Source organism: Seohaeicola saemankumensis, from assembly GCF_021021435.1.
Lineage (GTDB): Bacteria > Pseudomonadota > Alphaproteobacteria > Rhodobacterales > Rhodobacteraceae > Seohaeicola.
The window spans coordinates 106,853-129,835 of sequence record NZ_JAINWI010000004.1 but is presented as its reverse complement, the minus strand read 5'-3'; the positions used below and the strand labels follow the sequence as shown (position 1 = coordinate 129,835).

The 22,983-nt window shown below is 59.6% G+C and carries 24 protein-coding genes, 1 tRNA gene and 1 riboswitch; of the genes, 15 read left to right on the top strand and 10 right to left on the bottom strand.

Annotated features, from left to right (window positions below):
• Positions 1 to 51 precede the first annotated feature (51 nt).
• Together K7H22_RS02500 and K7H22_RS02495 are read left to right on the top strand one after the other, a co-directional pair.
• The gene (locus tag K7H22_RS02500; RefSeq protein WP_230799151.1) at positions 52 to 765 is read left to right on the top strand and encodes a cytochrome c biogenesis CcdA family protein; all 714 of its coding nucleotides are present in this window, start codon (positions 52 to 54) and stop codon (positions 763 to 765) included.
• 28 nt (positions 766 to 793) lie between these two features.
• Entirely contained in the window at positions 794 to 1,213 is a 420-nt protein-coding gene (locus K7H22_RS02495; protein WP_230799150.1) for a thioredoxin family protein, read from the top strand.
• Here the strand turns inward: K7H22_RS02495 and K7H22_RS02490 are convergent, their stop codons facing one another.
• Together K7H22_RS02490 and aroC are read right to left on the bottom strand one after the other, a co-directional pair.
• Entirely contained in the window at positions 1,214 to 2,158 is a 945-nt protein-coding gene (locus K7H22_RS02490; protein WP_230799149.1) for an AEC family transporter, read from the bottom strand.
• Between the two features lie 2 nt (positions 2,159 to 2,160).
• On the bottom strand, positions 2,161 to 3,276 hold the full coding sequence (gene aroC / locus K7H22_RS02485; RefSeq protein ID WP_230799148.1) for a chorismate synthase: 1,116 nt from the start codon (positions 3,274 to 3,276) through the stop codon (positions 2,161 to 2,163).
• Between the two features lie 90 nt (positions 3,277 to 3,366).
• Positions 3,367 to 3,474, top strand: a riboswitch (TPP riboswitch).
• 35 nt (positions 3,475 to 3,509) lie between these two features.
• Here aroC and thiB point away from each other — a divergent pair.
• From thiB to thiQ, 3 genes are read left to right on the top strand one after another with little or no spacing between them, the layout of a single operon-like run.
• Positions 3,510 to 4,487, top strand: a complete 978-nt coding sequence (gene thiB, locus K7H22_RS02480; protein WP_230799147.1) for a thiamine ABC transporter substrate binding subunit — start codon at positions 3,510 to 3,512, stop codon at positions 4,485 to 4,487.
• Positions 4,463 to 6,028: a thiamine/thiamine pyrophosphate ABC transporter permease ThiP gene (locus K7H22_RS02475; RefSeq protein ID WP_230799146.1), complete on the top strand. Its 1,566-nt coding sequence runs from the start codon at positions 4,463 to 4,465 to the stop codon at positions 6,026 to 6,028. Before thiB ends, K7H22_RS02475 begins: the two co-directional genes overlap by 25 nt.
• The gene (gene thiQ / locus K7H22_RS02470) at positions 6,015 to 6,713 is read left to right on the top strand and encodes a thiamine ABC transporter ATP-binding protein (RefSeq protein WP_230799145.1); all 699 of its coding nucleotides are present in this window, start codon (positions 6,015 to 6,017) and stop codon (positions 6,711 to 6,713) included. The genes K7H22_RS02475 and thiQ overlap by 14 nt, the downstream gene beginning before the upstream one ends.
• Positions 6,714 to 6,786: 73 nt before the next feature.
• On the opposite strand, the gene K7H22_RS02465 is transcribed toward thiQ, so the two are convergent.
• From K7H22_RS02465 to petA, 3 genes are read right to left on the bottom strand one after another with little or no spacing between them, the layout of a single operon-like run.
• Entirely contained in the window at positions 6,787 to 7,578 is a 792-nt protein-coding gene (locus K7H22_RS02465; protein WP_230799354.1) for a cytochrome c1, read from the bottom strand.
• 16 nt (positions 7,579 to 7,594) lie between these two features.
• Positions 7,595 to 8,920 carry a cytochrome b gene (gene petB, locus K7H22_RS02460; protein WP_230799144.1) on the bottom strand — a complete coding sequence of 442 codons (1,326 nt, stop codon included), beginning with the start codon at positions 8,918 to 8,920 and terminating at the stop codon, positions 7,595 to 7,597.
• Between the two features lie 12 nt (positions 8,921 to 8,932).
• The gene (gene petA / locus K7H22_RS02455) at positions 8,933 to 9,493 is read right to left on the bottom strand and encodes a ubiquinol-cytochrome c reductase iron-sulfur subunit (RefSeq protein ID WP_230799143.1); all 561 of its coding nucleotides are present in this window, start codon (positions 9,491 to 9,493) and stop codon (positions 8,933 to 8,935) included.
• A gap of 252 nt (positions 9,494 to 9,745) precedes the next feature.
• Between petA and K7H22_RS02450 the strand changes: the two genes are divergently transcribed.
• Entirely contained in the window at positions 9,746 to 10,399 is a 654-nt protein-coding gene (locus tag K7H22_RS02450; protein ID WP_230799142.1) for an outer membrane protein, read from the top strand.
• 92 nt (positions 10,400 to 10,491) lie between these two features.
• Here the strand turns inward: K7H22_RS02450 and K7H22_RS02445 are convergent, their stop codons facing one another.
• The 3 genes from K7H22_RS02445 to dapF form a co-directional block, all read right to left on the bottom strand.
• The gene (locus K7H22_RS02445; RefSeq protein ID WP_230799141.1) at positions 10,492 to 11,097 is read right to left on the bottom strand and encodes a glutathione S-transferase; all 606 of its coding nucleotides are present in this window, start codon (positions 11,095 to 11,097) and stop codon (positions 10,492 to 10,494) included.
• Between the two features lie 134 nt (positions 11,098 to 11,231).
• On the bottom strand, positions 11,232 to 12,497 hold the full coding sequence (gene mtaB, locus K7H22_RS02440; protein WP_230799140.1) for a tRNA (N(6)-L-threonylcarbamoyladenosine(37)-C(2))-methylthiotransferase MtaB: 1,266 nt from the start codon (positions 12,495 to 12,497) through the stop codon (positions 11,232 to 11,234).
• Positions 12,494 to 13,339 (bottom strand): diaminopimelate epimerase, encoded by an 846-nt coding sequence (dapF, locus tag K7H22_RS02435; RefSeq protein WP_230799139.1) that lies wholly within the window; start codon positions 13,337 to 13,339, stop codon positions 12,494 to 12,496. Before dapF ends, mtaB begins: the two co-directional genes overlap by 4 nt.
• A 96-nt stretch (positions 13,340 to 13,435) precedes the next feature.
• Between dapF and K7H22_RS02430 the strand changes: the two genes are divergently transcribed.
• The 3 genes from K7H22_RS02430 (at position 13,436) to K7H22_RS02420 (ending at position 15,525) form a co-directional block, all read left to right on the top strand.
• Positions 13,436 to 13,511 (top strand) — tRNA-Lys (locus K7H22_RS02430).
• Between the two features lie 161 nt (positions 13,512 to 13,672).
• Positions 13,673 to 14,737, top strand: a complete 1,065-nt coding sequence (locus K7H22_RS02425; RefSeq protein WP_230799138.1) for a glycosyltransferase family 4 protein — start codon at positions 13,673 to 13,675, stop codon at positions 14,735 to 14,737.
• Positions 14,734 to 15,525: an inositol monophosphatase family protein gene (locus tag K7H22_RS02420; RefSeq protein WP_230799137.1), complete on the top strand. Its 792-nt coding sequence runs from the start codon at positions 14,734 to 14,736 to the stop codon at positions 15,523 to 15,525. The genes K7H22_RS02425 and K7H22_RS02420 overlap by 4 nt, the downstream gene beginning before the upstream one ends.
• On the opposite strand, the gene K7H22_RS02415 is transcribed toward K7H22_RS02420, so the two are convergent.
• Positions 15,522 to 16,256, bottom strand: a complete 735-nt coding sequence (locus K7H22_RS02415; RefSeq protein WP_230799136.1) for an FkbM family methyltransferase — start codon at positions 16,254 to 16,256, stop codon at positions 15,522 to 15,524. The two genes, K7H22_RS02420 and K7H22_RS02415, sit on opposite strands and share 4 nt — an antisense overlap.
• Positions 16,257 to 16,487: 231 nt before the next feature.
• On the opposite strand from K7H22_RS02415, the gene ribA reads away from it, so the two are divergent.
• From ribA to K7H22_RS02385, 6 genes are read left to right on the top strand one after another with little or no spacing between them, the layout of a single operon-like run.
• Entirely contained in the window at positions 16,488 to 17,594 is a 1,107-nt protein-coding gene (gene ribA, locus K7H22_RS02410; RefSeq protein WP_230799135.1) for a GTP cyclohydrolase II, read from the top strand.
• Positions 17,591 to 18,538 (top strand): zinc-dependent alcohol dehydrogenase, encoded by a 948-nt coding sequence (locus K7H22_RS02405; protein WP_230799134.1) that lies wholly within the window; start codon positions 17,591 to 17,593, stop codon positions 18,536 to 18,538. The genes ribA and K7H22_RS02405 overlap by 4 nt, the downstream gene beginning before the upstream one ends.
• 20 nt (positions 18,539 to 18,558) lie before the next feature.
• A complete protein-coding gene (locus K7H22_RS02400; protein ID WP_230799133.1) occupies positions 18,559 to 18,954 on the top strand; it encodes a 6-pyruvoyl trahydropterin synthase family protein in 396 nt (131 codons plus the stop codon).
• 3 nt (positions 18,955 to 18,957) lie between these two features.
• Positions 18,958 to 19,740, top strand: coding sequence for a methyltransferase domain-containing protein (locus K7H22_RS02395; protein WP_230799132.1), 783 nt, complete (start codon positions 18,958 to 18,960; stop codon positions 19,738 to 19,740).
• 22 nt (positions 19,741 to 19,762) lie between these two features.
• The gene (locus K7H22_RS02390) at positions 19,763 to 20,608 is read left to right on the top strand and encodes a RibD family protein (RefSeq protein ID WP_230799131.1); all 846 of its coding nucleotides are present in this window, start codon (positions 19,763 to 19,765) and stop codon (positions 20,606 to 20,608) included.
• A 7-nt stretch (positions 20,609 to 20,615) separates the two neighbouring features.
• A complete protein-coding gene (locus K7H22_RS02385; RefSeq protein WP_230799130.1) occupies positions 20,616 to 21,362 on the top strand; it encodes an endonuclease/exonuclease/phosphatase family protein in 747 nt (248 codons plus the stop codon).
• On the opposite strand, the gene mdoH is transcribed toward K7H22_RS02385, so the two are convergent.
• Positions 21,337 to 22,947, bottom strand: coding sequence for a glucans biosynthesis glucosyltransferase MdoH (mdoH, locus tag K7H22_RS02380; RefSeq protein ID WP_230799129.1), 1,611 nt, complete (start codon positions 22,945 to 22,947; stop codon positions 21,337 to 21,339). The two genes, K7H22_RS02385 and mdoH, sit on opposite strands and share 26 nt — an antisense overlap.
• Positions 22,948 to 22,983 lie beyond the last annotated feature (36 nt).

The following is a 22,983-nucleotide window of genomic DNA, read 5'->3' as shown; positions in this document are numbered from 1 at the left end:
TTCAGGTCAACGTGTAATGACAAAAGTCATCCCGCGCGCCTAGATCGCGGGATGGAGCTGTTCCTTGGATATCTGGCGGGGCTATTGACCCTGATAAACCCCTGCGTCTTGCCGGTGCTTTCCATCGTGCTGGCCGGGGACTTGCAGGCAAGTGCGCTTGGACCCGTCGCATTGGCCGCAGGGATGAGCCTGTCTTTTGTCGTTCTGGGGATCACTGTATCGGCCTTCGGATTTGCGCTTGGCCTGACCGAGGAACTGATCGCGCAGGCCGGTGCGATCCTGATGATCGGCTTCGGGCTGATCCTGCTGGCGCCCCGTTTCGGTATGGCCTTCTCGATAGCAACAACTGGTCTGGCAAGCGGTGCGGATGCCCGCATGGACCGGATGGATAGCACCGGCCTGCAAGGCCAGTTCGGGGGTGGCCTGCTACTGGGTGCGGTATGGTCGCCCTGTATCGGCCCCACATTGGGCGGCGCTATCGCGCTCGCCGCGCAGGGCGAGAGCTTGCTCTGGGCTGCGGCAATCATGGCGGCTTTTGCTGCCGGCGTTTCGACCTTGATCCTGACGCTGGGCTATGGTGCTCGCGCTGCCCTGGTAACGCACCAGCCGTTGATGCGCCGGATTGCCGAGAATGCCCGTCCTTTCATGGGGGCTGTCTTTATCGCTGTCGGTGTCGCACTGCTTCTGCGCTTGCATCACCTGCTGGATGCCTGGTTGCTGGGCGTTCTGCCAGCTTGGTTTGTAGACCTTTCCGTTGCCATTTAACCCTATTCACCACGATGAAGGAAACAACATGAACCGCCGCGATTTCATTGCTCTTACGTCGACGACGATTGTGACCCTAGCTATGCCTTTGGCCGTGCGCGCCACTGGTCTGCCCTATACACCCGACTTGCTAGCCGCGCGGCTGGCTGCCGATGAAACTGTGTTTCTGGATTTCAAAGCCAGTTGGTGCAGCACCTGCGCCGCGCAGGAACGCGTCTTAAAAGCGCTCAAGGCCGAAAGCCCCGCCTATGAGGAGAAGATTACCTTCATCGACGTGGACTGGGATGAGTATGGTCGCTCCCAGATCGTACAGGACCTCAAGATCCCGCGCCGCTCGACCCTTGTGGTGCTGCGCGGCGATCGGGAACTGGGGCGCATCGTGGCGCAGACCGGGCGGGCCGAGATCAAGGCCCTGATGGATACGGCGCTTGAAGCTGCCAGCGCGTGATCAGGTCAGCACAGCCAGCAACGCGCTGAGAGTAAAGAACGCACCAACCGTGGCCCCCAGAAGGGCGAGCGATGCGATACCCTCGTGTCCGTAGTCCTGCGCAAGAAGCGTATAGATACCGAACATCGGCATGGCGGTGGACAGGATAACCGCTGTCGCCATGTCGCCCGACAGGATCGGAAGTCCGGTCAAGGGCAGGCAGACAAGAACGATAGTCGTCAGGCCGGGATGCAACAGCAGTTTCGCAGCCATGATCTGCACGGCCAGCGAGCGTTGTCCGATGACGGGCAGTCCGACAAGTGACCCGCCGATCACGAACAGCGCAAGGGCGCTGGACGACGCTGCCAGAACGTCCATCAAGCGGGTCACCATCTGCGGCACAGGCAAATCCGTCAGCATCACGACAAGGCCCAGCATCAAACCAATGACCATCGGCCTGCGAAGCACGTTCAGAATGATCTGGCCCGCGATCCGCATGAGGGATTTCCCCTGCCGGTCGCGCGATGCTTCTAGCAGCATCAGGCAGAGCGGGATCAGCAGAAAGTTCTCGACCACCATGTTCAGGGCCAGAACCACGCCAGCCAGATCGGGAAAAACCAGCAGCATGACGGGATAGCCGACAAAGCCGGAATTCGGACAGGCAGCTCCCATCGTGGCAATCGCACGCCGTGCGGGTCCGGTGTCTTGAAGGGTAAACCATGCGAAGGCCACACCGATGGTCAACAAACCCCCGAAGGCGAAGACAAGTATGTAGCCAAGGTTCAAGACATCGCCCAACTCGCGCGATGCCACCGCATTGAACAGGAGGGCAGGCAGCGCGATGTTCAGCACATACTTGCCCAAAACCTTCATGTCCGAGGACGCGAACAGTCCCATACGCACGGCACCATAGCCGACACCGATCAGCGCAAAGATCGGGAAGGTGATGATAAGGATCGCGCCCAATTCTAGCCGATGCGCCCGCGGGTCTCGCCTACTGCGCCGCCGATCTGTCCGCGATGAAGCAGGATATGATCAAGGATCACACAGGCCATCATCGCTTCGCCGACCGGCACTGCCCTGATCCCGACGCAGGGGTCGTGGCGACCCTTGGTGATGATCTCGGCAGGTTGACCGCCCTTGGTGATGGTCTGGCGTGGCTTCAGAATAGACGAGGTAGGCTTTACAGCAAAGCGCACCACAATGTCCTGCCCCGTCGAAATCCCCCCAAGGATGCCGCCCGCGTGGTTCGAGGAATAGACAGGTTTGCCATCATTGCCGAGGAATATCTCGTCGGCATTTTCCTCGCCCGTCAGCATGGCAGCCGCCATGCCCTCGCCGATCTCGACGCCTTTGACGGCGTTGATCGACATCATCGCGGCCGCCAGATCAGTGTCTAACTTGCCGTAAACGGGCGCACCCAGACCCGCAGGAACCCCGCGCGCCACAACTTCGACAATCGCCCCGACCGAATTACCCGACTTGCGCAATTCGTCCAGATAATCGGCCCATACCATGGCAGCCTGTGCATCCGGCGTCCAGAACGGGTTGCGGGCAATCTCGTTCCAATCAAACCGGTCGCGGTCGATTCCGTGCGGGCCGATCTGGGTCATATAGCCGCTAATCTGCACCTCGGGTGCCAGCAGGACCAATGCAGCGCGTGCCAGACCGCCTGCCGCGACGCGTGCGGCAGTCTCGCGCGCCGAGGACCTCCCGCCGCCGCGATAATCGCGGATACCGTATTTTTGCCAATAGGTGATATCCGCATGTCCGGGGCGGAACTTTTCGGAGATGTCACCGTAATCCTTGGACCGTTGATCGGTATTCTCGATCATCAACTGGACGGGCGTGCCTGTTGTTCGTCCTTCGAACACACCGGACAGGATTCGCACCTCGTCCGCCTCGCGGCGCTGGGTCGTATATTTGTTCTGGCCGGGTTTTCGCATGTCCAGCCACTGCTGGATCATCGCCTCGTCAATTTGCACTCCCGGAGGGCAGCCATCGACGGTGGCACCCAATGCGGGCCCATGGCTTTCACCCCATGTTGTTACGCGGAATAGATGGCCAAAGCTGTTCATACTCATGTGCAGCGCTCCTTTGCGCTTGGTCTAGCGTTGCGCTGTCCTTGCCTCAAGCGGTTTTGCCTTGAAGGGGCTTTGATGCAGCACTAGGCTGGCTCCACCTCGGGGTGCGTGACCTGTTGTTGCGCTGAGATGCCGGTTGGCGAACCCGTTGAACCTGAACCGGTTAGGACCGGCGGAGGGAAGGGATGGACCACCTCCAGACTTGACCCGCTGCCGGATCGTAGGAGGAATGAATGAAGCCCCATCTGGTAATTGCAGCGCTTTTGGCGGCAAGTCCGGCATTGGCCCAAACACCACAGTTGACCGTCTACACCTATGACAGCTTCCTGTCTGAATGGGGCCCCGGTCCTGCGATCAAGCAAGCATTCGAGACCGAATGCGGCTGTGTTCTGAACCTTGTCGGTGCAGGTGACGGTGCCGCACTTCTGGGGCGGCTCAAGCTTGAGGGTGCCCGTAGCGATGCGGACATCGTGCTGGGTCTGGATACCGGCCTGATCTCGGCCGCGCGTGAAACGGGGCTTTTCGTCGCCCATACGATCGAGACCGATCTGGATCTTCCACTGGAATGGAACGACCCGCTGTTTCTGCCCTATGACTGGGGTTATTTCGCGTTTGTCGGCAATCGCGGCGAAGCCCATTCGACCAGCTTTCGCGAACTGGCGGAAAGCGAGCAGAAAATCGTCATTCAGGACCCAAGGTCATCTACCCCTGGTTTGGGGTTGCTGATGTGGGTCAAGTCCGTTTTCGGGGACGAGGCCGAAGAAATCTGGGCAGCACTGGCCGACAATATCGTGACGGTCACACCCGGTTGGTCCGAAGCCTATGGGCTGTTTCTGGAAGGCGAGGCCGATCTTGTTCTGTCCTACACGACCTCGCCCGCCTATCATCTGATCGCCGAAGAGGACGACAGCAAGGTCGCGTTGCCGTTCTCGGAAGGCCACTACATGCAGATAGAGGTTGCGGGTAAACTGGCGGCCACCGATCAGCCTGAACTGGCTGATCAGTTCCTGCGCTTCATGCTCGGCGATGCCTTCCAGTCCGTGATCCCGACGACAAACTGGATGTATCCCGTGGTGCTACCCGATGGAGGTTTGCCGGACGGGTTTTCGACCCTGATCCAGCCTGAAACGGCCATTCTTGCACCGATAGACCAAGCCGGGGCGCTGCGGGATCTGGCATTGGACGAATGGCTGCGCGCGCTGTCCCGCTAGGCTTGCGTCACTCGGGCCATTGGCCGGGATGGGTGGCGGCGGCACTTGTTGCAAGTGTTGTCCTGCTGCCCTTGCTGGCTGTGTTCTGGCGTGCGGGAGGCGGCAGCATGCCCGGACCATCGGACTGGGCCGCCTTGCGCTTTACCGTGCTTCAGGCGCTGTTATCGGCCCTCTTCAGCGTTGTGCTGGCCGTTCCGGTGGCGCGTGCGCTGGCGCGGCGAAGGTTTCGCGGGCGCGGGCTTCTGGTCACGCTGATGGGCGCACCTTTCATACTGCCTGTCATCGTCGCCGTGCTTGGCCTTCTGGCTGTTTTCGGTCGTGCCGGTATCGTCAATCAGGCGCTAGGCGGGATCGGTCTTCCACCTGTCCAGATCTATGGGTTGCACGGCGTTGTGCTGGCGCATGTATTTTTTAACCTGCCACTTGCGACACGTTTTCTGCTGCAAGGCTGGCAAGGCATACCGTCCGAACGGTTCCGTCTTGCGGCAAGCCTTGGATTTGGGCCTTCAGACGTGTTTCGCCAGTTGGAAATGCCGATGTTACGGACGACATTGCCGGGGGCTGCGATGGTGATCTTTGCCATCTGCCTCAGCAGCTTTGCGGTCGCCTTGACGCTGGGCGGCGGTCCACGTGCGACGACGGTGGAACTTGCGATCTATCAGGCTTTTCGATTCGACTTTGATCTCGGACGCGCGGCGGTATTGGCGGTCATCCAGATGGCGGTTGTCACTGTCGCGGCTTTGCTGGCCTTCAGGTTTGGTCATATCAACGGATTCGGACGTGGATTGGACCGACCCTTCCGCCGTTGGGAGGCCGAGGTTTGGCACTTGCGCATTCTGGATGCCTTGGCGCTTGTGTGTGCGGCGCTGTTCCTGTTAATCCCCCTCGCCGCTGTTATCTGGCGCGGCCTTCCGGGTCTGTTGGACTTGCCCGTTCAGGTCTGGCGCGCCGCTATCGTGTCCGTCGTCATGGCGCTGTCATCTACCTTGTTTGCGATCATATTGGCGCTTTGTCTGGCCTATCTGGCACTTGCCCGCCACAGGACCGAGGCGATTGCCCTTATAGGTGTCGCAGTCTCGCCCTTGGTAATCGGCACGGGCCTTTTCCTGCTGATTAATCCGTTCAGCGATCCAGCACGCTGGGCATTTGTATTGACGTCTTTGGTGAACGCCTTGGCCGCCCTTCCCTTTGCCCTGCGTGTTCTGGTGCCTGCACTTCGGGATATTGTCCGTGACTATGGACCGCTCGCGGATAGTCTGGGAATGTCAGGCCTATCGCGCCTGCGTTTGCTGGTCTTGCCCCGTTTGCGCCGTCCGTTGGGTTTTTCAGCGGGACTTGCGGCGGCTCTGTCTATGGGGGATCTGGGGGTAATCGCACTTTTCGCGGACCCAGAGCGGGCCACATTGCCGTTGGAAATCCTGCGGTTGATGGGGGCTTACCGGATGGATACCGCAGCAGGTGCCGGTCTGCTTCTACTGGCCATCAGCCTGTTTCTGTTCTGGACTTTTGATCGGGGAGGCCGCCGCGATGTTGAGGCTTGAAGCGCTTGATATCCGGCAGGACGACTTTCGGTTACAAGCGGATTTTGCGATTCCGGCGGGTTCGATCGTGGCCGTCATTGGCCCATCCGGTGCCGGAAAATCAACTTTACTGAATGTGATCGCGGGATTCTTTCCACCGGTCGCGGGGCGCATCATATGGGAGCAGCGCGACATCACCGGATTGCCGCCCGCACAACGGCCCGTTGCAATGCTGTTTCAGGACAACAACCTTTTTCCGCATCTGACAGTCGCCCAGAACATCGGATTGGGTATCCGCCCCGATCTGCGCCTGACTGCCGAGGATCAGAACCGCGTTGCCGAAGCAGTAAGGCGTGTGGGACTGGACGGTATGGAGGGGCGCAAGCCTGGGACGCTTTCGGGTGGGCAGCAGGGGCGTGTGGCGCTGGCGCGTGTGATGGTGCAGCGATGCCCCCTGATTCTGCTGGACGAGCCTTTTGCGGCGCTGGGTCCAGCCCTCAAGTCAGAGATGCTGGATCTGGTCGCTGGACTTGCCGGTGAAACTGGCGCGACCCTGTTGATGGTCAGCCATGATCCGACGGATGCGCGTCGTATCGCGCCGTTGACGGTTCTGGTGTCTGAAGGTCAGGCGTTTGCCCCGCAAGAGACAGGACCGCTTCTGAACAACCCACCGCCTGCACTGGCGGACTATCTGGGCGGTGGGTAATCTCTTAGACAAAAGCGTCAGCAAAAGAAAAACCCCGCACAAGGCGGGGTTTTTTTGGTTTTGAAAGAACTGATCAGGCGTTCTTTTCTTTGCGCTTCACAGGCATCCAGATCCGTTTGTTTGTCAGATAAAGCAGCACAGTCAGCACTGAAAGGAAGAGAACAGCAACCAGTCCAGTCTGTTTGCGGGCCATCATCTTGGGTTCTGCAGTCCACATCAGGAACGCGGCAACATCTTCTGCCACGGCTTCCATCGAGTTGCTGGAGCCATCCGCGAATTCAAGCTGGTCTTCGAACAGGACCGGCCCCATAGCAAGCCACTGACCCGGATAGGCCGTGTTCTCGTAAAGGGTCACACCTGCTTCAGTCTTTTCCTCACCGGTGAATCCCAGCAGCAGCGAGTAGATATACTCGGGTCCGCCAATACCGTTAATCAACTGGTTGATGCCGCTACCGTAGGGGCCGCTGAAACCGGCCCGTGCCTTGGCCATCAGTGACAGGTCCGGCGCATTCGAAAGGTTCGACATCGGGAAATGGTCGGTTTCCACACGCGCGCGGAAATCGTCCAGTTCAGCGTCGAAAATCTCGAACTGGTTGGCGTACGCGCGCACCTGATCTTCGGGCATGTTCGGTCCGCCCTCGTCCGCCAGTGTCCGAAGTGGGACATAGCGCAATCCGTGGCAAGCTGCACAGACCTCAGTGTAAACCTGAAGCCCGCGCTGCAGCTGATTCTGATCATAAGCGCCAAACGGCCCTTTGAACGAGAAATCGACTTTCTCGACATGGCCGCCAGCGCCCGCGGCAAGGCCTGCCCCGCCCGAAAGTGACAGGGCGGCAACTGCGGCAATCGCAATCTTTCTCAGTATCATCCCGTGTCCTTTCTTATTCGGCAGGGGTGCCGGAGGCGGCACCATAATGCGACTTGAAGTCTTCTTCGATGGTCGCAGGAGCGGCCAGCGGTTTTTCAATCACGCCCAACAGGGGCAGAATGATAAGGAAGTAGGCGAACCAGTAGGCCGATGCGATCAGCGAGATCGTGGCATATGGTTCTTCCGCAGGCATCGAACCCACCCATGTGAGAACCACGAAGTCCACACAAAGCAGGGCGAACCACCACTTGAACATCGGACGGTACCGGCCCGAACGCACGCGGCTTGTGTCCAGCCAGGGGGCCAGCGCCATTACAGCAATCGCACCGAACATCGCCAGCACGCCGAAGAACTTGGCGTCGATGATGCCGCCTGTGATCCAGTTTGCTGCAATCACAACCCACACATCGGCAGTAAAGGCACGCAGGATCGCGTAGAAGGGCAAGAAGTACCATTCAGGCACAATATGCGACGGCGTCACCAAGGGGTTTGCCTCGATATAGTTGTCGGGGTGTCCCAGATAGTTGGGCATGAAACCGACCACGGCAAAGAAGATGACCATGATCAGACCCAGGGCGAACAAATCCTTCATCACGAAGTAGGGCCAGAAGGGCAGCGTGTCCTTCTCGGCATCTTCTTTCGACGTCCGACGCACTTCAACACCGGTCGGATTGTTGTTGCCGGTTGTGTGGAACGCCCAGATATGAACGGCCACCAGCGCCGAAATGATCATCGGCAGCAGGTAGTGCAATGAGAAGAAGCGGTTCAACGTAGCATTGTCCACTGCGGGTCCGCCCAGCAGCCATGTCTGCAACGCGTCGCCGACAAAGGGGATCGCACCAAACAGGCCGGTAATCACAGTCGCTCCCCAGAAGGACATCTGGCCCCAAGGCAGAACGTAGCCCATGAACGCGGTTGCCATCATCAGCAGATAGATCAGCATGCCGATGATCCACGTAATCTCGCGCGGGGCTTTGTAGCTGCCATAGTAGAGACCGCGGAAAATGTGCAGATACACGGCAAAGAAAAACAGGTGTGCACCGTTCTGGTGCAGATAGCGCAGCATATGCCCGCCATTCACGTTACGCATGATATGTTCGACCGATGCAAAAGCGTGGTCTACATGCGGCGTGTAATGCATCACCAGAATGATCCCGGTGATGATTTGCAACGCCAGACAGAATGTCAGGACGATCCCCCAGATCCACATCCAGTTCAGGTTTTTGGGTGTGGGAATCATGATGGTGTCATAGAGCAGACCGACGATGGGCAGGCGCGAATGCAGCCACTTCTCGCCACCGGTCTTTGGTTCGTAATGGTCGTGAGGAATTCCAGCCATGATGCGTTTCCTTTAACCCAGCTTGATCGTTGTGTCGTCTTCGAACGCGGCGACCGGAATCCACAGATTCTCGGGTGCCGGTCCACGGCGGATGCGGCCGGAGCTGTCGTAATGCGAACCATGGCAGGGGCAGAACCAGCCACCGAAGTCACCAGCACCATCGCCGATGGGAACGCAACCCAGATGGGTGCAGACGCCGATCATCACCAGCCATTCACCGGCCTCGTCCAGCGCGCGGTTCTGGTCGGAGGCGTCCAGCGTCATGTCATTGCGGTTTTGCGCATTGCCGTCGGGAAGCTGGCTCAGGTCAACTGCGCGCGCTTCCTCGATCTCGGTTTCGGTCCGGCGACGGATGAACACGGGCTTGCCCAGCCATTTCACCGTCAGCTGTGTGCCTGGCTCGACGCCGGAAACATCAACGCGAATCGAGGCCAATGCCTGCACATCGGCCGATGGGTTCATCTGGTTGACAAGCGGCCAGATGGCTGCACCTGCGGTCACGGCACCTGCGCCTGCGGTGGCGTAATAAAGGAAATCTCTGCGGGTGCCTTCGTGATCTTCTGCGTGGGACACGAGGTTTTCTCCATTCCAAGGCCGGTAGTGGCCAAATAAAGGGTATTGCCGCGACAAGCGCAGCTTTTCCAAGGCGCTATGTAGCGGGGCAACCACGACTCGTCCAGCAGACAATGGCCGAGTGTGACAAACTGCGACTATTGATACACCTGTGCCGTATTGTGATGCCACTCTACCGCGCCTATGCTGACAACGTCCGATTGACATACTAGGAAGTCAATTGCGAAAGACCCTGCGTGAAAGGCCTACCTGATGTTGTACCGTTTTATATCCCTCGTTGCCGTACTGGTGCTCTCAAGTTCGCCACTTGTGGCGCAGACGGAAATCAGCATTTATGGCGGGGTGCAGACCGCCCCGCATAGCAGCGTCAGCGGTCAACGGGCAGATGGATCGTCCTTCGATGAAAACATCGGATGGAAGGGCAAGTCACTGTCGATGCCGCCCTATTACGGTGCAAGGATCATGTGGTGGCAGCCCAACAACATCGCTTACGGTGTCGAATTCACCCATGCCAAGTTTTACGCGCCGACTGGCGATATGCCTGCGGGATTCAACAGGCTGGAATTCACGGACGGGCACAACATCGTCACTGCGAATATCGCAAAACGCTGGCCCGGTCTTTGGGCGTCCGGTCGTTTCACACCCTATGCAGGCGTAGGATTGGGGATTGCCGTGCCGCATGTCGATGTGACCGAGAATGGCAACCGCACCTATGGTTACCAGTATACAGGTCCCGCCCTGCGACTGTCTGCGGGTGCGTCTTATGATCTGAACGACCGTTGGGCTGTTTTTGGCGAGTACCAGTTCACGATCTCGGATAACGAGGCCGATCTGGAAGGTGGCGGAAAGCTCAATACTCGGCTGATCAGCAACGCGGTCAATGTCGGGGTGTCTTTCCGCTTCTGATCAAGGCTTGCAGCGACGTCCGAAGTTCCAATCAAACAGCCCCGCCAAGAACCAGCGGGGCTTTTTGCGTTGTGGAAAGGCTCAAAAGGCAATCAGTCTTTCGGTGCGGTCGCGATCATAGAGGGACGTTGTGAGAACGCAGCATACCAATCGTCCAATGCGCCACGGTCCTTGCGCCATTGCCGCGCATCATGTCGGAAATCGAGATAGCCAAGAGCACAGCCGATAGCGAGTTGTCCCATGCATAGCGGTCCTTCCAGATGGCTTATCCAGCGGTCATTCAGCGCATCAAGCGCGCCGCTGACCTTACCCCACTGGGCTTCGATCCAGTCCTCGAAAACCCGCTCGGCGGGGCGTATGCGCCGCTCGTAGGTCATCAGTACCGCCGCATCCATGATCCCGTCAGCCGTCGCTTCAAGCGTCAGGATTTCCCAGATACGCGCCTGTGGATACAGTTTGCCGCTTGCGCGGGCATCCAGAAACCGCGTGATGACGCGGCTGTCATAAATCGCAGGCCCGTCATCGCGCAGCAACGCGGGGATCTTGCCCAAAGGGTTTGCGGCGGCAACGTCCATCGCGGTTGCCACAGGAGATGTTTTGACACCGATCACCTCGACATCGGCAAGTTGGCCAGTTTCGTGCAGCACGGCGTGCACCTTGCGCACGAAAGGCGAGGCAGGGGACGAGATGAGTTTCATTGGCGTATTCCTCCCTGAGATACGGGCGCGACACTAGGCCCGGTCTGTGAGGGTGTAAACTGCCAAGCAGGGGGCTTCTGCCCCCGTCCCTGCGGGACTCCCCCGAGGATATTGAAAGCAAGAAGAGACGTCGTTCAGGCTTGGGCAGTCAACTGTGTTGCGGTCGCCCCGGTTATTCTGGCTGTGATGATCCGGCCTTCGGGCTGGGGGCGGTCCAGCGTCACCTCGGTGAACTGCTCGGTGCGGCCCATGTGAGGATTTTCCATGAGGATGCGGTGGGTCTGACCGATCTGCCCTGCAAGATGCTGCGCCACCCGCGCATCACCCGCAGCGCGCAGGCGTGCGGCACGCGATTTGATAGCGGGCCCCGCAACGGCTGGCATCCGCGCGGCAGGCGTTCCGTGACGGGGGGAGTAGGGGAAGACATGCAGCCATGTCAGTTTGCAATCCTCGACCAGCCGAAGCGAGTTTTCGAATTGCGCCTCTGTCTCGGTCGGAAAGCCTGCAATGATATCCGCCCCGAAGGTCATGTCGGGCCGCAGTTTCAGCGCAGCTTCAGTAAAGCGGATAGCGTCGTCGCGCAGATGGCGCCGTTTCATCCGTTTGAGAATCAAGTCGTCACCATGCTGTAGCGACAGATGCAGATGTGGCATCAGTCGTGGTTCGGTGGCGATGGCCTGCATCAGGTTGTCATCGACCTCGATCGAATCAATGGAACTGATCCGCAAGCGTGGCAGATCAGGCACCAAACGCAGGATTCGCATGACCAGATCGCCCAGTTTCGGAGCGGCGGGCAGATCGGCGCCCCAGCTTGTCAGGTCAACTCCTGTCAGAACGACCTCGTTGTAACCGGCATCGACCAGACGTTTGATCTGATCCACCACAACACCGGCAGGGACCGAGCGGGAATTTCCGCGACCGTAAGGTATAATGCAGAAAGTGCAGCGGTGATCGCAGCCGTTCTGGACCTGCACATAGGCGCGGCTGCGCGTCCCGAATCCGTCGATCAGGTGACCTGCGGTCTCTGTCACGCTCATGATATCATCGACCTGCACACGTTCGGTCTGGCCGATGAAATCGGGCGAGAGGCGCGCCCATGTCTCGGGCTGCATCTTCTCGGTGTTGCCGATCACCAGATCAACCTCGGGCATGGAAGCAAAGGTTTCCGGCTCGGTCTGTGCGGCGCAGCCTGTCACGATCAGGCGGGCATCGGGGTTCTCGCGGCGCAGGCGGCGAATCTCCTGCCTTGCCTTGCGCACGGCCTCGGAAGTGACGGCGCATGTATTGATGACCACCGCGCCGTCCAATCCGGCCTGCGCGGCCAGATCCTTCATCGCTTCGGTCTCGTAGGCATTTAGCCGGCAGCCCAGCGTTGTGAACTTCGGAGGGGCAAACGTCATGTCGCGCTGTCCAGAAAAGCCTGGGTCAGATAGCCCGAAGCGACATGCGTCGTCGCGCCAGTCATCCAGACGCCATCCTCGCGCCAGTCCACCTCAAGCGTGCCGCCATCAAGGTCAATCACGACACGCCGCCCTGTCAGCCCGCGCCGCGCAGCAGCCACGGCGGTAGCGCAGGACGATGAACCCGACGCCAGTGTCACACCTACGCCCCGCTCCCAGACTCGCATCCGCAAGCGATCAGCGCCAGTTACCGTAGCGAATTGGACATTGGTGCGCTTCGGAAAAAGCGGATGATGCTCGAACTGTGCACCAAGTGCTTCCAGGTCGACCTCGTCGGCATCAGGCACGAAGAAGGTGCAATGTGGATTCCCCATGCCGGTGGCAGTCGGTGCACCCTCTATCGGCAGTTCCAGCGTATCCATTGGGCCCGCCAGCGGGATATCGCTCCAGACCAGCTGGGGAAGTCCCATGTTGACCGATGTCAGACCACCCCCCGCATCAAGAGCACGCAGTTTACCACGTTCCGTGATCAACGTCAGAGAGGATTTCCCGCCTTCATCCATCAGATAGCGCGCAATGCAGCGTGTCGCATTGCCACAAGCCGCCGAGGTCGATCCGTCGGCGTTGTAAAATAGCAACTGCGCGTCGCCATCCGGCGTTTCAGAGATCACGGCAAGCTGGTCAAATCCGATACCCCGGTGCCGGTCCGCGATCAGCCTGACAAGCCCCTCGCGCAGTTGAACAGCCTGCGCACGCGCGTCCAGTACGACAAAGTCGTTCCCCAGCCCGTGCATTTTCATGAAGGGCAAACCTGTTGCGTGATCCAGCGTCATGGCGCGCATATACTCCGCTCTGCAAGGTTTATCCAGTATGCCGCAGTCAAAGGTGGATTTTGGGGTTGACCCTCTGCCCGCGTCTTTCTAGAAGCGCGCTCTAGTGGGCCGTTAGCTCAGTTGGTAGAGCAACTGACTTTTAATCAGTGGGTCGCAGGTTCGAATCCTGCACGGCTCACCACTAATCAAAGGCTTGGGCAGAAATGCCCGGGCCTTTTGTCTTTTTGCGCACCACGAACGGGACCGGTTTCCATTGATCTTTGGGCAGAGGCATTGTCTGTGACAGGGCCTGCGCTAAAGTCCGTTCTCGCGGTGTGAATATCCTCCGGCAAGGGCGATCCCATGAAGACAGCAGCAATGGCCGTTCCCGGCGACATCACGAACCTGACGGGGGGCTATATCTATGATCTGCGTGTTCTTGAGGAATTGAGGAGCGCGGGGCGCGAGATCCGGTTGATCCGTTTGCCCGACGGTTTTCCCTTCGCCACCCCCTCGGATATGGACAGGGCGCTAAAGGCGCTGCAAGACCTGCCGGAGAGTTGCCCGGTCATCATTGACGGCCTTGCCTTTGGCGCACTGGAAACGGCCGGAGTGGCGCGGATCAAGGCGCCTATCGTGGCCTTGGTACATCACCCCCTTGCCTTGGAAAGCGGTCTTCCGGACGAGCAGAAGGACCATCTGTGGCGGACAGAGCGTGATAATCTACGCTTCGCGGCGCGTATCCTTGTGCCCAGTCCCCATACGCGGGCGAGTCTGATCGAGCAGTATGATGTACCCTCCGACAAAATTCATGTCGCATTGCCAGGGATCGCGCAGCCAAAGATCGAGGCCGGCGGGGGCGCGCACAAATCCGAACCGCCCCTAATTCTGTCGGTAGGCATCCTGCATCCGCGAAAAGGTCACGATGTGCTGATCGACGCACTGGCGCGGATTGCTGATCTGGAATGGCAGGCCAAAATTGTCGGCAACCCGTGGGAGAAAGGACATTCGGAAGCGTTGCAAGACCGCATCCTGCGTGCGGGTCTGGGAGATCGCCTGCATCTTGCGGGCCGCGTTTCAGATACGGAACTGGAAGGTCTTTATCGTCAAGCGGCTATTTTCGCTTTGGCCACCCGCTACGAGGGATATGGCATCGTCTTCAACGAAGCACTTGTCTATGGTTTGCCAATCGTATCCTGCCGGACGGGGGCAGTGCCCGATACGGTGCCCTTGCAAGCAGGGTTGCTGGTTGAACGGGATGATCCCGCTGCTTTTGCGGACGCGCTGCGCAGTTTGCTGACAACGCCTGACATGTATCAGGCCATGGCTGCAGAGGCGGGACGTTTCGGGGCGGGGCTGACCAATTGGTCGCAGACCGCCGATATCGCGGGCCAAGCGCTTGATGCGGCACTTGGGGCTGCCACATGACGTTACTTGCACGGGATGAGGCGGATCTGGCGCTGGCACAGAAAGCTGCTGCAAAAGCAGGCGCAATCCTGATGCGCTATTGGGCGGCCCCCGCACAGTTGGCGGTTACTCAAAAACGGGCTGGTGATTTCCTGTCTCAAGCTGATCTTGAGGCGGAATCCTGTCTGCGAGAGACCCTTTTGCAGGCAAATCCCGCCGATGGCTGGTTGGGCGAGGAAACCGGCGAAACAGTCTCTGTTTCGCGGCGGTGGATTGTCGATCCTCTGGATGGGACCACGAATTTCCTGCGCGGTATTCCTCATTGGGCCGTTTCGGTCGCGCTTGAGGTCGATGGTATCCGCAGGGTCGGCGTTGTGCATGATCCTGTGAAATCCGAGACCTTTTCCGCGCGTCTGGGGGGTGGTGCCAATTTGAACGGCCAACCGATAGAGGTGTCGGATACGGGTAAACTCGGGTCTGCATTATTCGGCACCGGGATACCTTTTGGCGAAATGGACCATATAGGCGATCATGCCAGCGATATCGCGCGTCTGATGCCCCATTGCGCAGGAGTGCGCAGGATGGGGGCGGCGGCTCTGGATCTGGCCTATGTCGCGGCGGGACGGTTGGACGGATTCTGGGAACGGCGGTTGCGCCCTTGGGACATCGCAGCGGGTCTGGTCATCCTGAAGGAGGCCGGTGCGCGTATCGAGGCGTTGGACATTGCCGACAGCCCGCAGAAATCGGGCACGGTCCTCACGGCAACGCCGCGCTTGTTCGGGGAATTTGCTGCTATTTTGCGTGCCTAGCCCGACAGGCGCGCGTAAAGATCGCCTGAGGGGGCCGCAGTTGGAAGGCCGGACAACCAGTCCTTGGTCGCACCCGCATCGCGCGATGCGTCCCACATGAACTGACCCGATTCCCCGAGTACGGGATTGAAACGATAGTCTCCCAACGTAGCCAGCCGGTCGATGACCGATAGTGTCAGCGCGGGAAGGCCGGGCAGGTATTCCACCGATATCATCTCGACCGGTTGGCTGAGGCCCGACAGCACCTCAAGCTCGAACCCCTCGACGTCGATCTTGATATAGCGGGGCATGCCTTCTTCTTCGATCAGTTTGTCCAGAGTTGTGACCCTGACCCTCTGGCTGCGGTCCCAGCGGACATGGCCGAAACCGGGGGAGGCCCCCGCTTGGGTTGCGAAATCCTCTTTCAGGGAGGACACTGTGGGGTGCAATGATGATACCACCATATTGGCAACGGTTTCGGCCCCCCCAGCAGCGGCTTCGACAAGGCGGATGTCGCGCGGCAGGGTCAGGCGTAAAAAGCCGGAAAAAGGCGCTTGCGGTTCCAATGCTACGACCCGCGCCCCTGCAGCGCGCATGGCGCGTGCACGGGTGCCGACATGTGCGCCCACATCGAACACCAGATCGCCCTCGTTCAACAGACCGCTGTAGAAACGGCGCAGGGGAACGGTTCTTAGGGGATTGTTATAGATCACCAAGGATCGCAGCAAACCCAACCAGACTGACAGTCCCAAACCTTTTCTCCCTGTTTGTGTATCTTAATCGTCGCCAGCGCAGGATCTAGCGCAACTTTGCATGCGTTCACCCCGTGTAAGCATAAGACCGCGCAAAACCGCGCGGCGTTTATGGAAATCCTGCGGGCGGGCTTGTCTGGCTGTATGTAACACTACTTTGACAGGGATATTTGGAATTTTGGTCGTCACATGAATGTTCTACAACCTGCCCGCATGGCAGAATCTTCTGTCATGTCTCCGCTTGCGCCGCGCGCAATCGAAAGATTGATGCGCGTCAAAAGTGACATACGGCTTGGCGTGCCTGTCGTGCTTTCGGCAAAAGGCGCTTGTGCAATTGTTGTTGCGTCTGAAGTGCTCAGCGCGGAACGCTATGCAGCTTTGATGAACGAAGGCGGCGTAGCAGAGATGGCGATGACGCGTCACCGTGCTATCATACTCGGTCTTAGAGATCTGCCCGCGGCGGATGTTCTGTGGTTCGGTATCCCGCAAAACGCGTCTCTTGGATGGTTAGCGGCACTTGCGGACCCGCAAGCCACCCCCCTGCCGATCGGTGGTGGGCAGATCGACATGACCCCGAAAACACATGCAGGCGACACGATCCATCACGCGGCGATCGCACTTGCGAAGTCCGCACAGCTTTTGCCCGCTGTTATTGTTCTGCTAGTCGCGGACGGCCATGCCGAGGCGTTGCGCCACGGCCTGTCGATCATTGATGCCACAGAGGTGTTAACCGAACTGGCACGCGAGCGTGTGCAGTTTCCCGTGTCTTCGGCGCGCTTGCCGATGTCTGTCTCCGAAGCCGGACGTGTTCATGTATTTCGACCCGATGATGGCGGAATCGAGCACTATGCGATCGAGATCGGTAAGCCTGATCCAAGCACTCCTGTGCTGGTCAGGCTACATTCGGCCTGCTTTACAGGTGATGTACTTGGCAGCCTGAAATGCGACTGCGGCCCGCAACTGCAGGCGTCTTGCGCGGCGATGGCCGAAACAGGTGCGGGTATTTTGCTCTATCTCAATCAGGAAGGCCGCGGCATTGGTCTTGCCAACAAGATGCGTGCCTATGCCCTTCAGGATCGCGGTCTGGATACGGTGGAGGCAAATCACCACCTTGGTTTCGATGATGATGAGCGGGATTTCCGTATCGGCGCAGCGCTTCTGTCGCGGCTGGGTGTCGCTTCGGTCAAGCTTCTGACAAACAATCCGGCCAAGGTTGCGATGCTGCGCGCGCAGGGAATTGACGTCGCCGAACGTGTTCCCCTTGAGGTTGGCAAGACCAAGCAAAACGCGTTCTATCTTGCGACAAAAGCAGCAAAGTCGGGACATCTGCTGAAATGAACGATACCACAGCCCTTTGGTGCACCGCTCCGTATCACGCCGAGATAAGGCCCGGCCTGATGGGAAGCGGCGTGCTGATCGAGACACTATTTTCGGGCATCAGCCGTGGCACGGAAAATCTTGTGGCCGGTGGGAATGTGCCGCTGTCCGAATACACGCGAATGCGCGGACCTGGCATGGAGGGGGAGTTTCCTTTCCCTGTAAAATACGGGTATTGTAACGTTGGGCGCGTTGCCGAGGGCGCATTGACAGGCCGGACGGTTTTCGCGCTTTTTCCCCATCAGACAAGCTATCGCTTGCCCGAAACTGCCCTGACGCTCTTGCCCGACGCGCTTCCGCCGGAGCGCGCAGTGCTGGCCGCCAACATGGAGACAGCGCTGAATATCCTGTGGGACAGTGGGGCAGGCGCTGGCGACAGTATTGCTGTCATTGGTGCAGGCGTGGTTGGGGCGCTTGTCGCCTATCTTGCCGCGCAGCTCCCCGGCGCGGATGTGACCCTGATTGATATCAACCCAGAGCGGGCAGCCCTTGCTGCGGCGCTTGATGTGCAATTCGCGTTGGCCGCTGCCGCACCGGAGGATTGCGATGTTGTGATCCACACAAGTGCGTCGGAATCCGGTTTGCATCTGGCCCTTGCGGTTGCAGGGCAGGAAGCAACCGTGGTCGAGGCAAGCTGGTACGGAGACAAGCACATCGCGGTCCCACTTGGAGGTGCGTTTCACAGCCGCCGTCTGCGCCTTGTCAGTTCGCAAGTCGGGCATGTCCCCGCGCCGCGCATGCCGCGCTGGACCTATGCCCGTCGCATCGGCAAAGCGCTGGAGCTTCTGCTTGACCCGCGCTGCGATGCGCTGATCAGCGGCGAGACCGCCTTTAGCGACCTGCCAAAAGCCTATGCAGGTATCCTTGCCGCGCCCGAAACTCTGTGCCACCGCATCCGGTATTGAAACCCATCTAAGGAACTGAAATGTACGCCGTCGAAGTTCGTGACCACATCATGATCGCCCACTCCTTTCCTTCGCCCCTGTTCGGGCCAGCGCAGGGGGTGCATGGCGCCACCTTTACCGTCGACGCCGCGTTTTTTGCCGCTGACATCGACGAACATGGTCTGGTCGTCGATATCGGACTGGCGATCGAAGCACTGGCCGAGGTCTTGGAGCCTTTGCGCTACAAGAATCTGGACGATTCGCCAGAATTCAAAGGCATCTTTACAACGACCGAATTCCTGTCGGGCCATATCTTCCACGAGATGGCAGCCAAGGTCCGCTCTGGCGCGTTGAAGGATGCGGGGCGTGTCAAGCGGTTGCGGATCACGCTGCATGAAAGCCATCTGGCACGCGGCTGGTTCGAGGCGGAGATCTGAACCATGGGTTTTTCCGCAGCATGGCTGGAGTTGCGCGAACCCGCCGACCATGCGGCGCGGGATAACGCTTTGCTGGCCGATGCGGCAATAGCAGCGGGTGAAAACCCCGTGATCGTCGATCTTGGATGCGGAACAGGATCGACGATACGGGCTTTTGAAGGCCGGTTGGCAAGACCTGCCGAATGGCGGTTGATCGACAATGATCCAGAACTTCTGGCCCATGCCGCAACCGCTGCGACGGGTCGCGATGACAGTGCTACGACCCACCGGATTGATTTGCGTGAACTGGACGCGCTGCCGTTACACGGGGCAGGTCTGGTCACAGCATCGGCCCTGCTGGATCTATGTTCACATGATTGGGTCAAGGCGCTGGCAGACCGGCTGTCACGTTACAAACTGCCTTTCTATGCCGCACTAAACTATGATGGTCAGATGGATTGGACCCCTGCTGATCCGGCGGATGCGATTGTGACGCGCGCTTTCAACACGCACCAACGCGGTGACAAGGGTTTCGGCCCAGCCTTGGGGCCTGATGCCGCCGATGCGATCGCCAAGATATTCACCGCTGCAGGCTATAGCGTGTTGCAGGCCGAAAGCCCGTGGCGGCTAGGCTCCTCAGAGGCGGCACTACAGCGCGAGCTTGTGACCGGTATTGCGGATGCTGCACATCAGGCTGGCGCGGCAGAGGCACTCGGCTGGGGCGCTTTACGCAGTGGAAACGTGGATAGCGCCGCTTGCCGTATCGGCCACCGCGACCTTCTGGCCTTGCCCGCTGGTGCCGCATGACTGGCCATCAAGGAGGACTGAAATGCATAGCGTGAACGTCACCCCCGCTGTCTGGGAACGCATCCTTGCGGTCCGTGCAGGGCAGGCTTGTCCATGCTGTGGTGATTGGTCAGCAGAGGAAAAATCTGCGCTGGCGTTATATGGCCCCCTCGCGCGGCGCGATCTGGGGCCTGTGACGGCTGCCCAGATCGGTCAATCGCTGGATGGTCGTGTTGCCACCGTATCAGGCGATGCGCGCGATGTGTCGGGGCCGGACGGTCTTGCACATTTGCACCGGATGCGGGCGCTTGTTGACGGCGTTGTCATCGGCGTTGGAACCGCCCTGCATGACGGATCGCGCTTGACCGTGCGGCTGTGTAGTGGCCCCAATCCGGCGCGAATCGTGATTGACCCGAAGGGGCGGCTTCCTGACGATGCGCCCGTGTTGCGCGCGGATGGTGCGCGCCGTGTGGTGATTCAGGCCTGTGATCGCCTGCGCCCTACCGGGGTCGAGATCATCCGCCTACCGTTGAAACGCGGTGTCATCCGCCCGCAAGACATCCTTGACGCACTGCACGATGCCGGTCTGTCCAGCCTGCTGATCGAAGGAGGTGGAATTACCATTGCAGGATTTTTGGAAGCAGGCCTGCTCACGCGCCTTCAGGTGGCTGTGGCCCCGTTGCTGATCGGGGCCGGACCAGCGGCGCTGACGACAGCCTCGCCCAGTCTGAAGCTTGCCGATTGCATCCGTCCCGATACACGCGTGTTCTCTTTGGGGTCGGATGTCCTGTTCGATTGCGGCCTGTCACCCACGGCTGCCGAGGCGACCCTGCCGGTCCACGACACGCCGCTCGCTGCGCCAAGACGTGCCGCCTCATATCTTTCCTGAAAACGTGATGACCCAGCCAGAGCTTGCTTGTGTCAGTTGGAATGTCCATCGCGGAAAGGGGCAAGATGGGCAGGTCGATCCATCCCGTACAGTGGATGTACTGCTTTCCGAAGTCGCGTTACCCGGCACCGAAATCCTTGTTCTTCAAGAAGCAGACGAGGATCACCGCCCGCATCGCGGCCTTCTGGATTTGTCACGGATCAAGGCGGAAACCGGTCTTGTGCATGCCCAATCCGAGGCCGGTTTGCGGTGGGGGCCGGAAAGTCACGGCTTTCTGGGGGTGATCCTGTTTCTTGCCCCGCACATCATGGTGCAGGATAGTGTTCTCCTGGACTTACCGGGCCATTGTCATCGCGGTGCTGTGGTTGTCGATGCAATGCGTGACGGCAGGCCGTTCCGGATTATCGGAACCCATCTGTCACTGGGTCAAGTCGCACGGATTGCCCAGATGCGGGTGATTGCCCAGCACTTGCGCCGCCGCCCGCCACGACAGACGATTCTGATCGGCGATCTGAACGAGTGGCGGCCTTGGGGTGGTTTGGCCCTGTCCCCGCGCCTTTTGGGGCAAAGGTTGCATGGTCCGGCCCGCGCCACCTTTCCCGTTGGGCGCCCCTTCCTGCCACTGGACCGTATCATGACAACAGAGCCTGGGCGGGTGACGGGCATGGATGTTCTGGACGGGAAGGGGATTCGCCTGGCCTCTGATCACCGCCCTCTCGCGGCAAAGGTCATGCTGGGCGAAGCAGCGGTTTGATCTGGTCCATCCAGCGGACCAGCACAGGCGCGGCAATCATCGGTCCTGCGACTGGCACCAGCCAGATTGCGGCCTCCGGATTGAAAAGCACGGCCATGCCAACCAAGGCAAAGCCCGTTGCTGCCTCTGCAAATCCCGTAGGCAAGCGTACACCCCGCGTCACAGGTTGTTTCCATCCGCAATCCGCGCCGGCCAGTACAGCAAGAACCGATGCCGTGTGATGCAACATCACGATGGGCGCCAACAGGCTGGACAGCAGCAATTCCCCCCCGAACGCACGCAGGGCAATGCGTCGCCGCCATGCCGTGGCCCCACGTCCCGCCAGCCGCCAAAGACCGGAAAGCTTGGGGAGCAGCAGTATCGCAAGGATCAGCACGAAGGGCAGGGGACTTTCCAGAACGACAAGACCTGACCCCATCAGGACCACAAGCGCCAGCCAGACGGGTGCCGCCAGAAAGCTGAAAATGCCCGATGCAATATGCAACCTGCTAAGCGGATTCAGGCCCCGCGTGGCAATCAGCCGGATATGTTGCAAATTTCCCTGACACCAGCGTCTGTTGCGCCGGTGAAAAGAGGCCAGTTCCTGCGGCCCGTCTTCGGCGCTGCCGACTGCGTCGGGGTCAAAGGCCACGGCCCAGCCTGTGCGTCGGACAAAGGCGGCCTCGATGAAGTCATGGCTCAGGATATCGCCACCAAAGGGAGCCGGCCCGCTCAGGCGGGGAAGGTGGGCAGCGGCGGCAAAGGCCGCTGTGCGGATCAGCGCGTTGTGACCCCAATAGTTGGCCGTATCGCCTGTCCATGCTGCCAGCCCCGCTGAAAACGGGGGCCCAAGCAATCGCGACGCTGTGCGTTGCACCTGACCGAACCGGCTTTGTGCCGGAACAAGCGTCATTCCTGCCTGTAAAAGACCAAGACCGGGCTGGCTTTCCATCCGCCAGATCATCCGCGCCAGCCTTGCCCCGCTCATCCGGCTGTCAGCATCCAGAACAAGCATTTGGGCATAGGCACGCCCTTCGCGGTCAAACCACTCGGCAATGTTTCCGGGCTTGCGTCCGGTATTCTCATACCTGCGCCGATAGGAAATCCTTCCGTCCGCGATCAGTGGAAGCAATGCAGCTTCCTCGGCCGCGACTGCATCCTGTCCGAACGTGTCCGATAGAACGATCAGTCTGGTGTGGCCCGTCAATCCGGCCTTGCTGATCTGGCGCGACAGTTCCAACATGGACCCTGCCACCTTTTGCGAATCTTCGCGGCAAAGCATCATCAAAACAGCCGTCTGACCGGCGGGCTGCCAGTTTTCCACTGGTTTAGAGGAAGCAGGAAGAGGACAGAGAAGACCGGTCAACGACGTCGCGGCGCCGCCCGAAATCCATAGAAGGCTTGGTACGACCAGTGCCATTGCCAGAACCGACCAGACCGTCCAGTCAGCAATGTGAAAGGCGACACAAAAGGATACCGCACATGTCATACCGATTGTCAGCGTAATAAAGACGCGGCGCGCTGCGGGAACAGCCGTCCTGCGCCTGAGCGGCGTCGCTGTCGCGCGGGCGCGCAGAATGTCTGACTGTCTTGCTTGAAACGTCACGGGCGGGCCATGTCCTTTTTGCTGCCACTTGCGGCC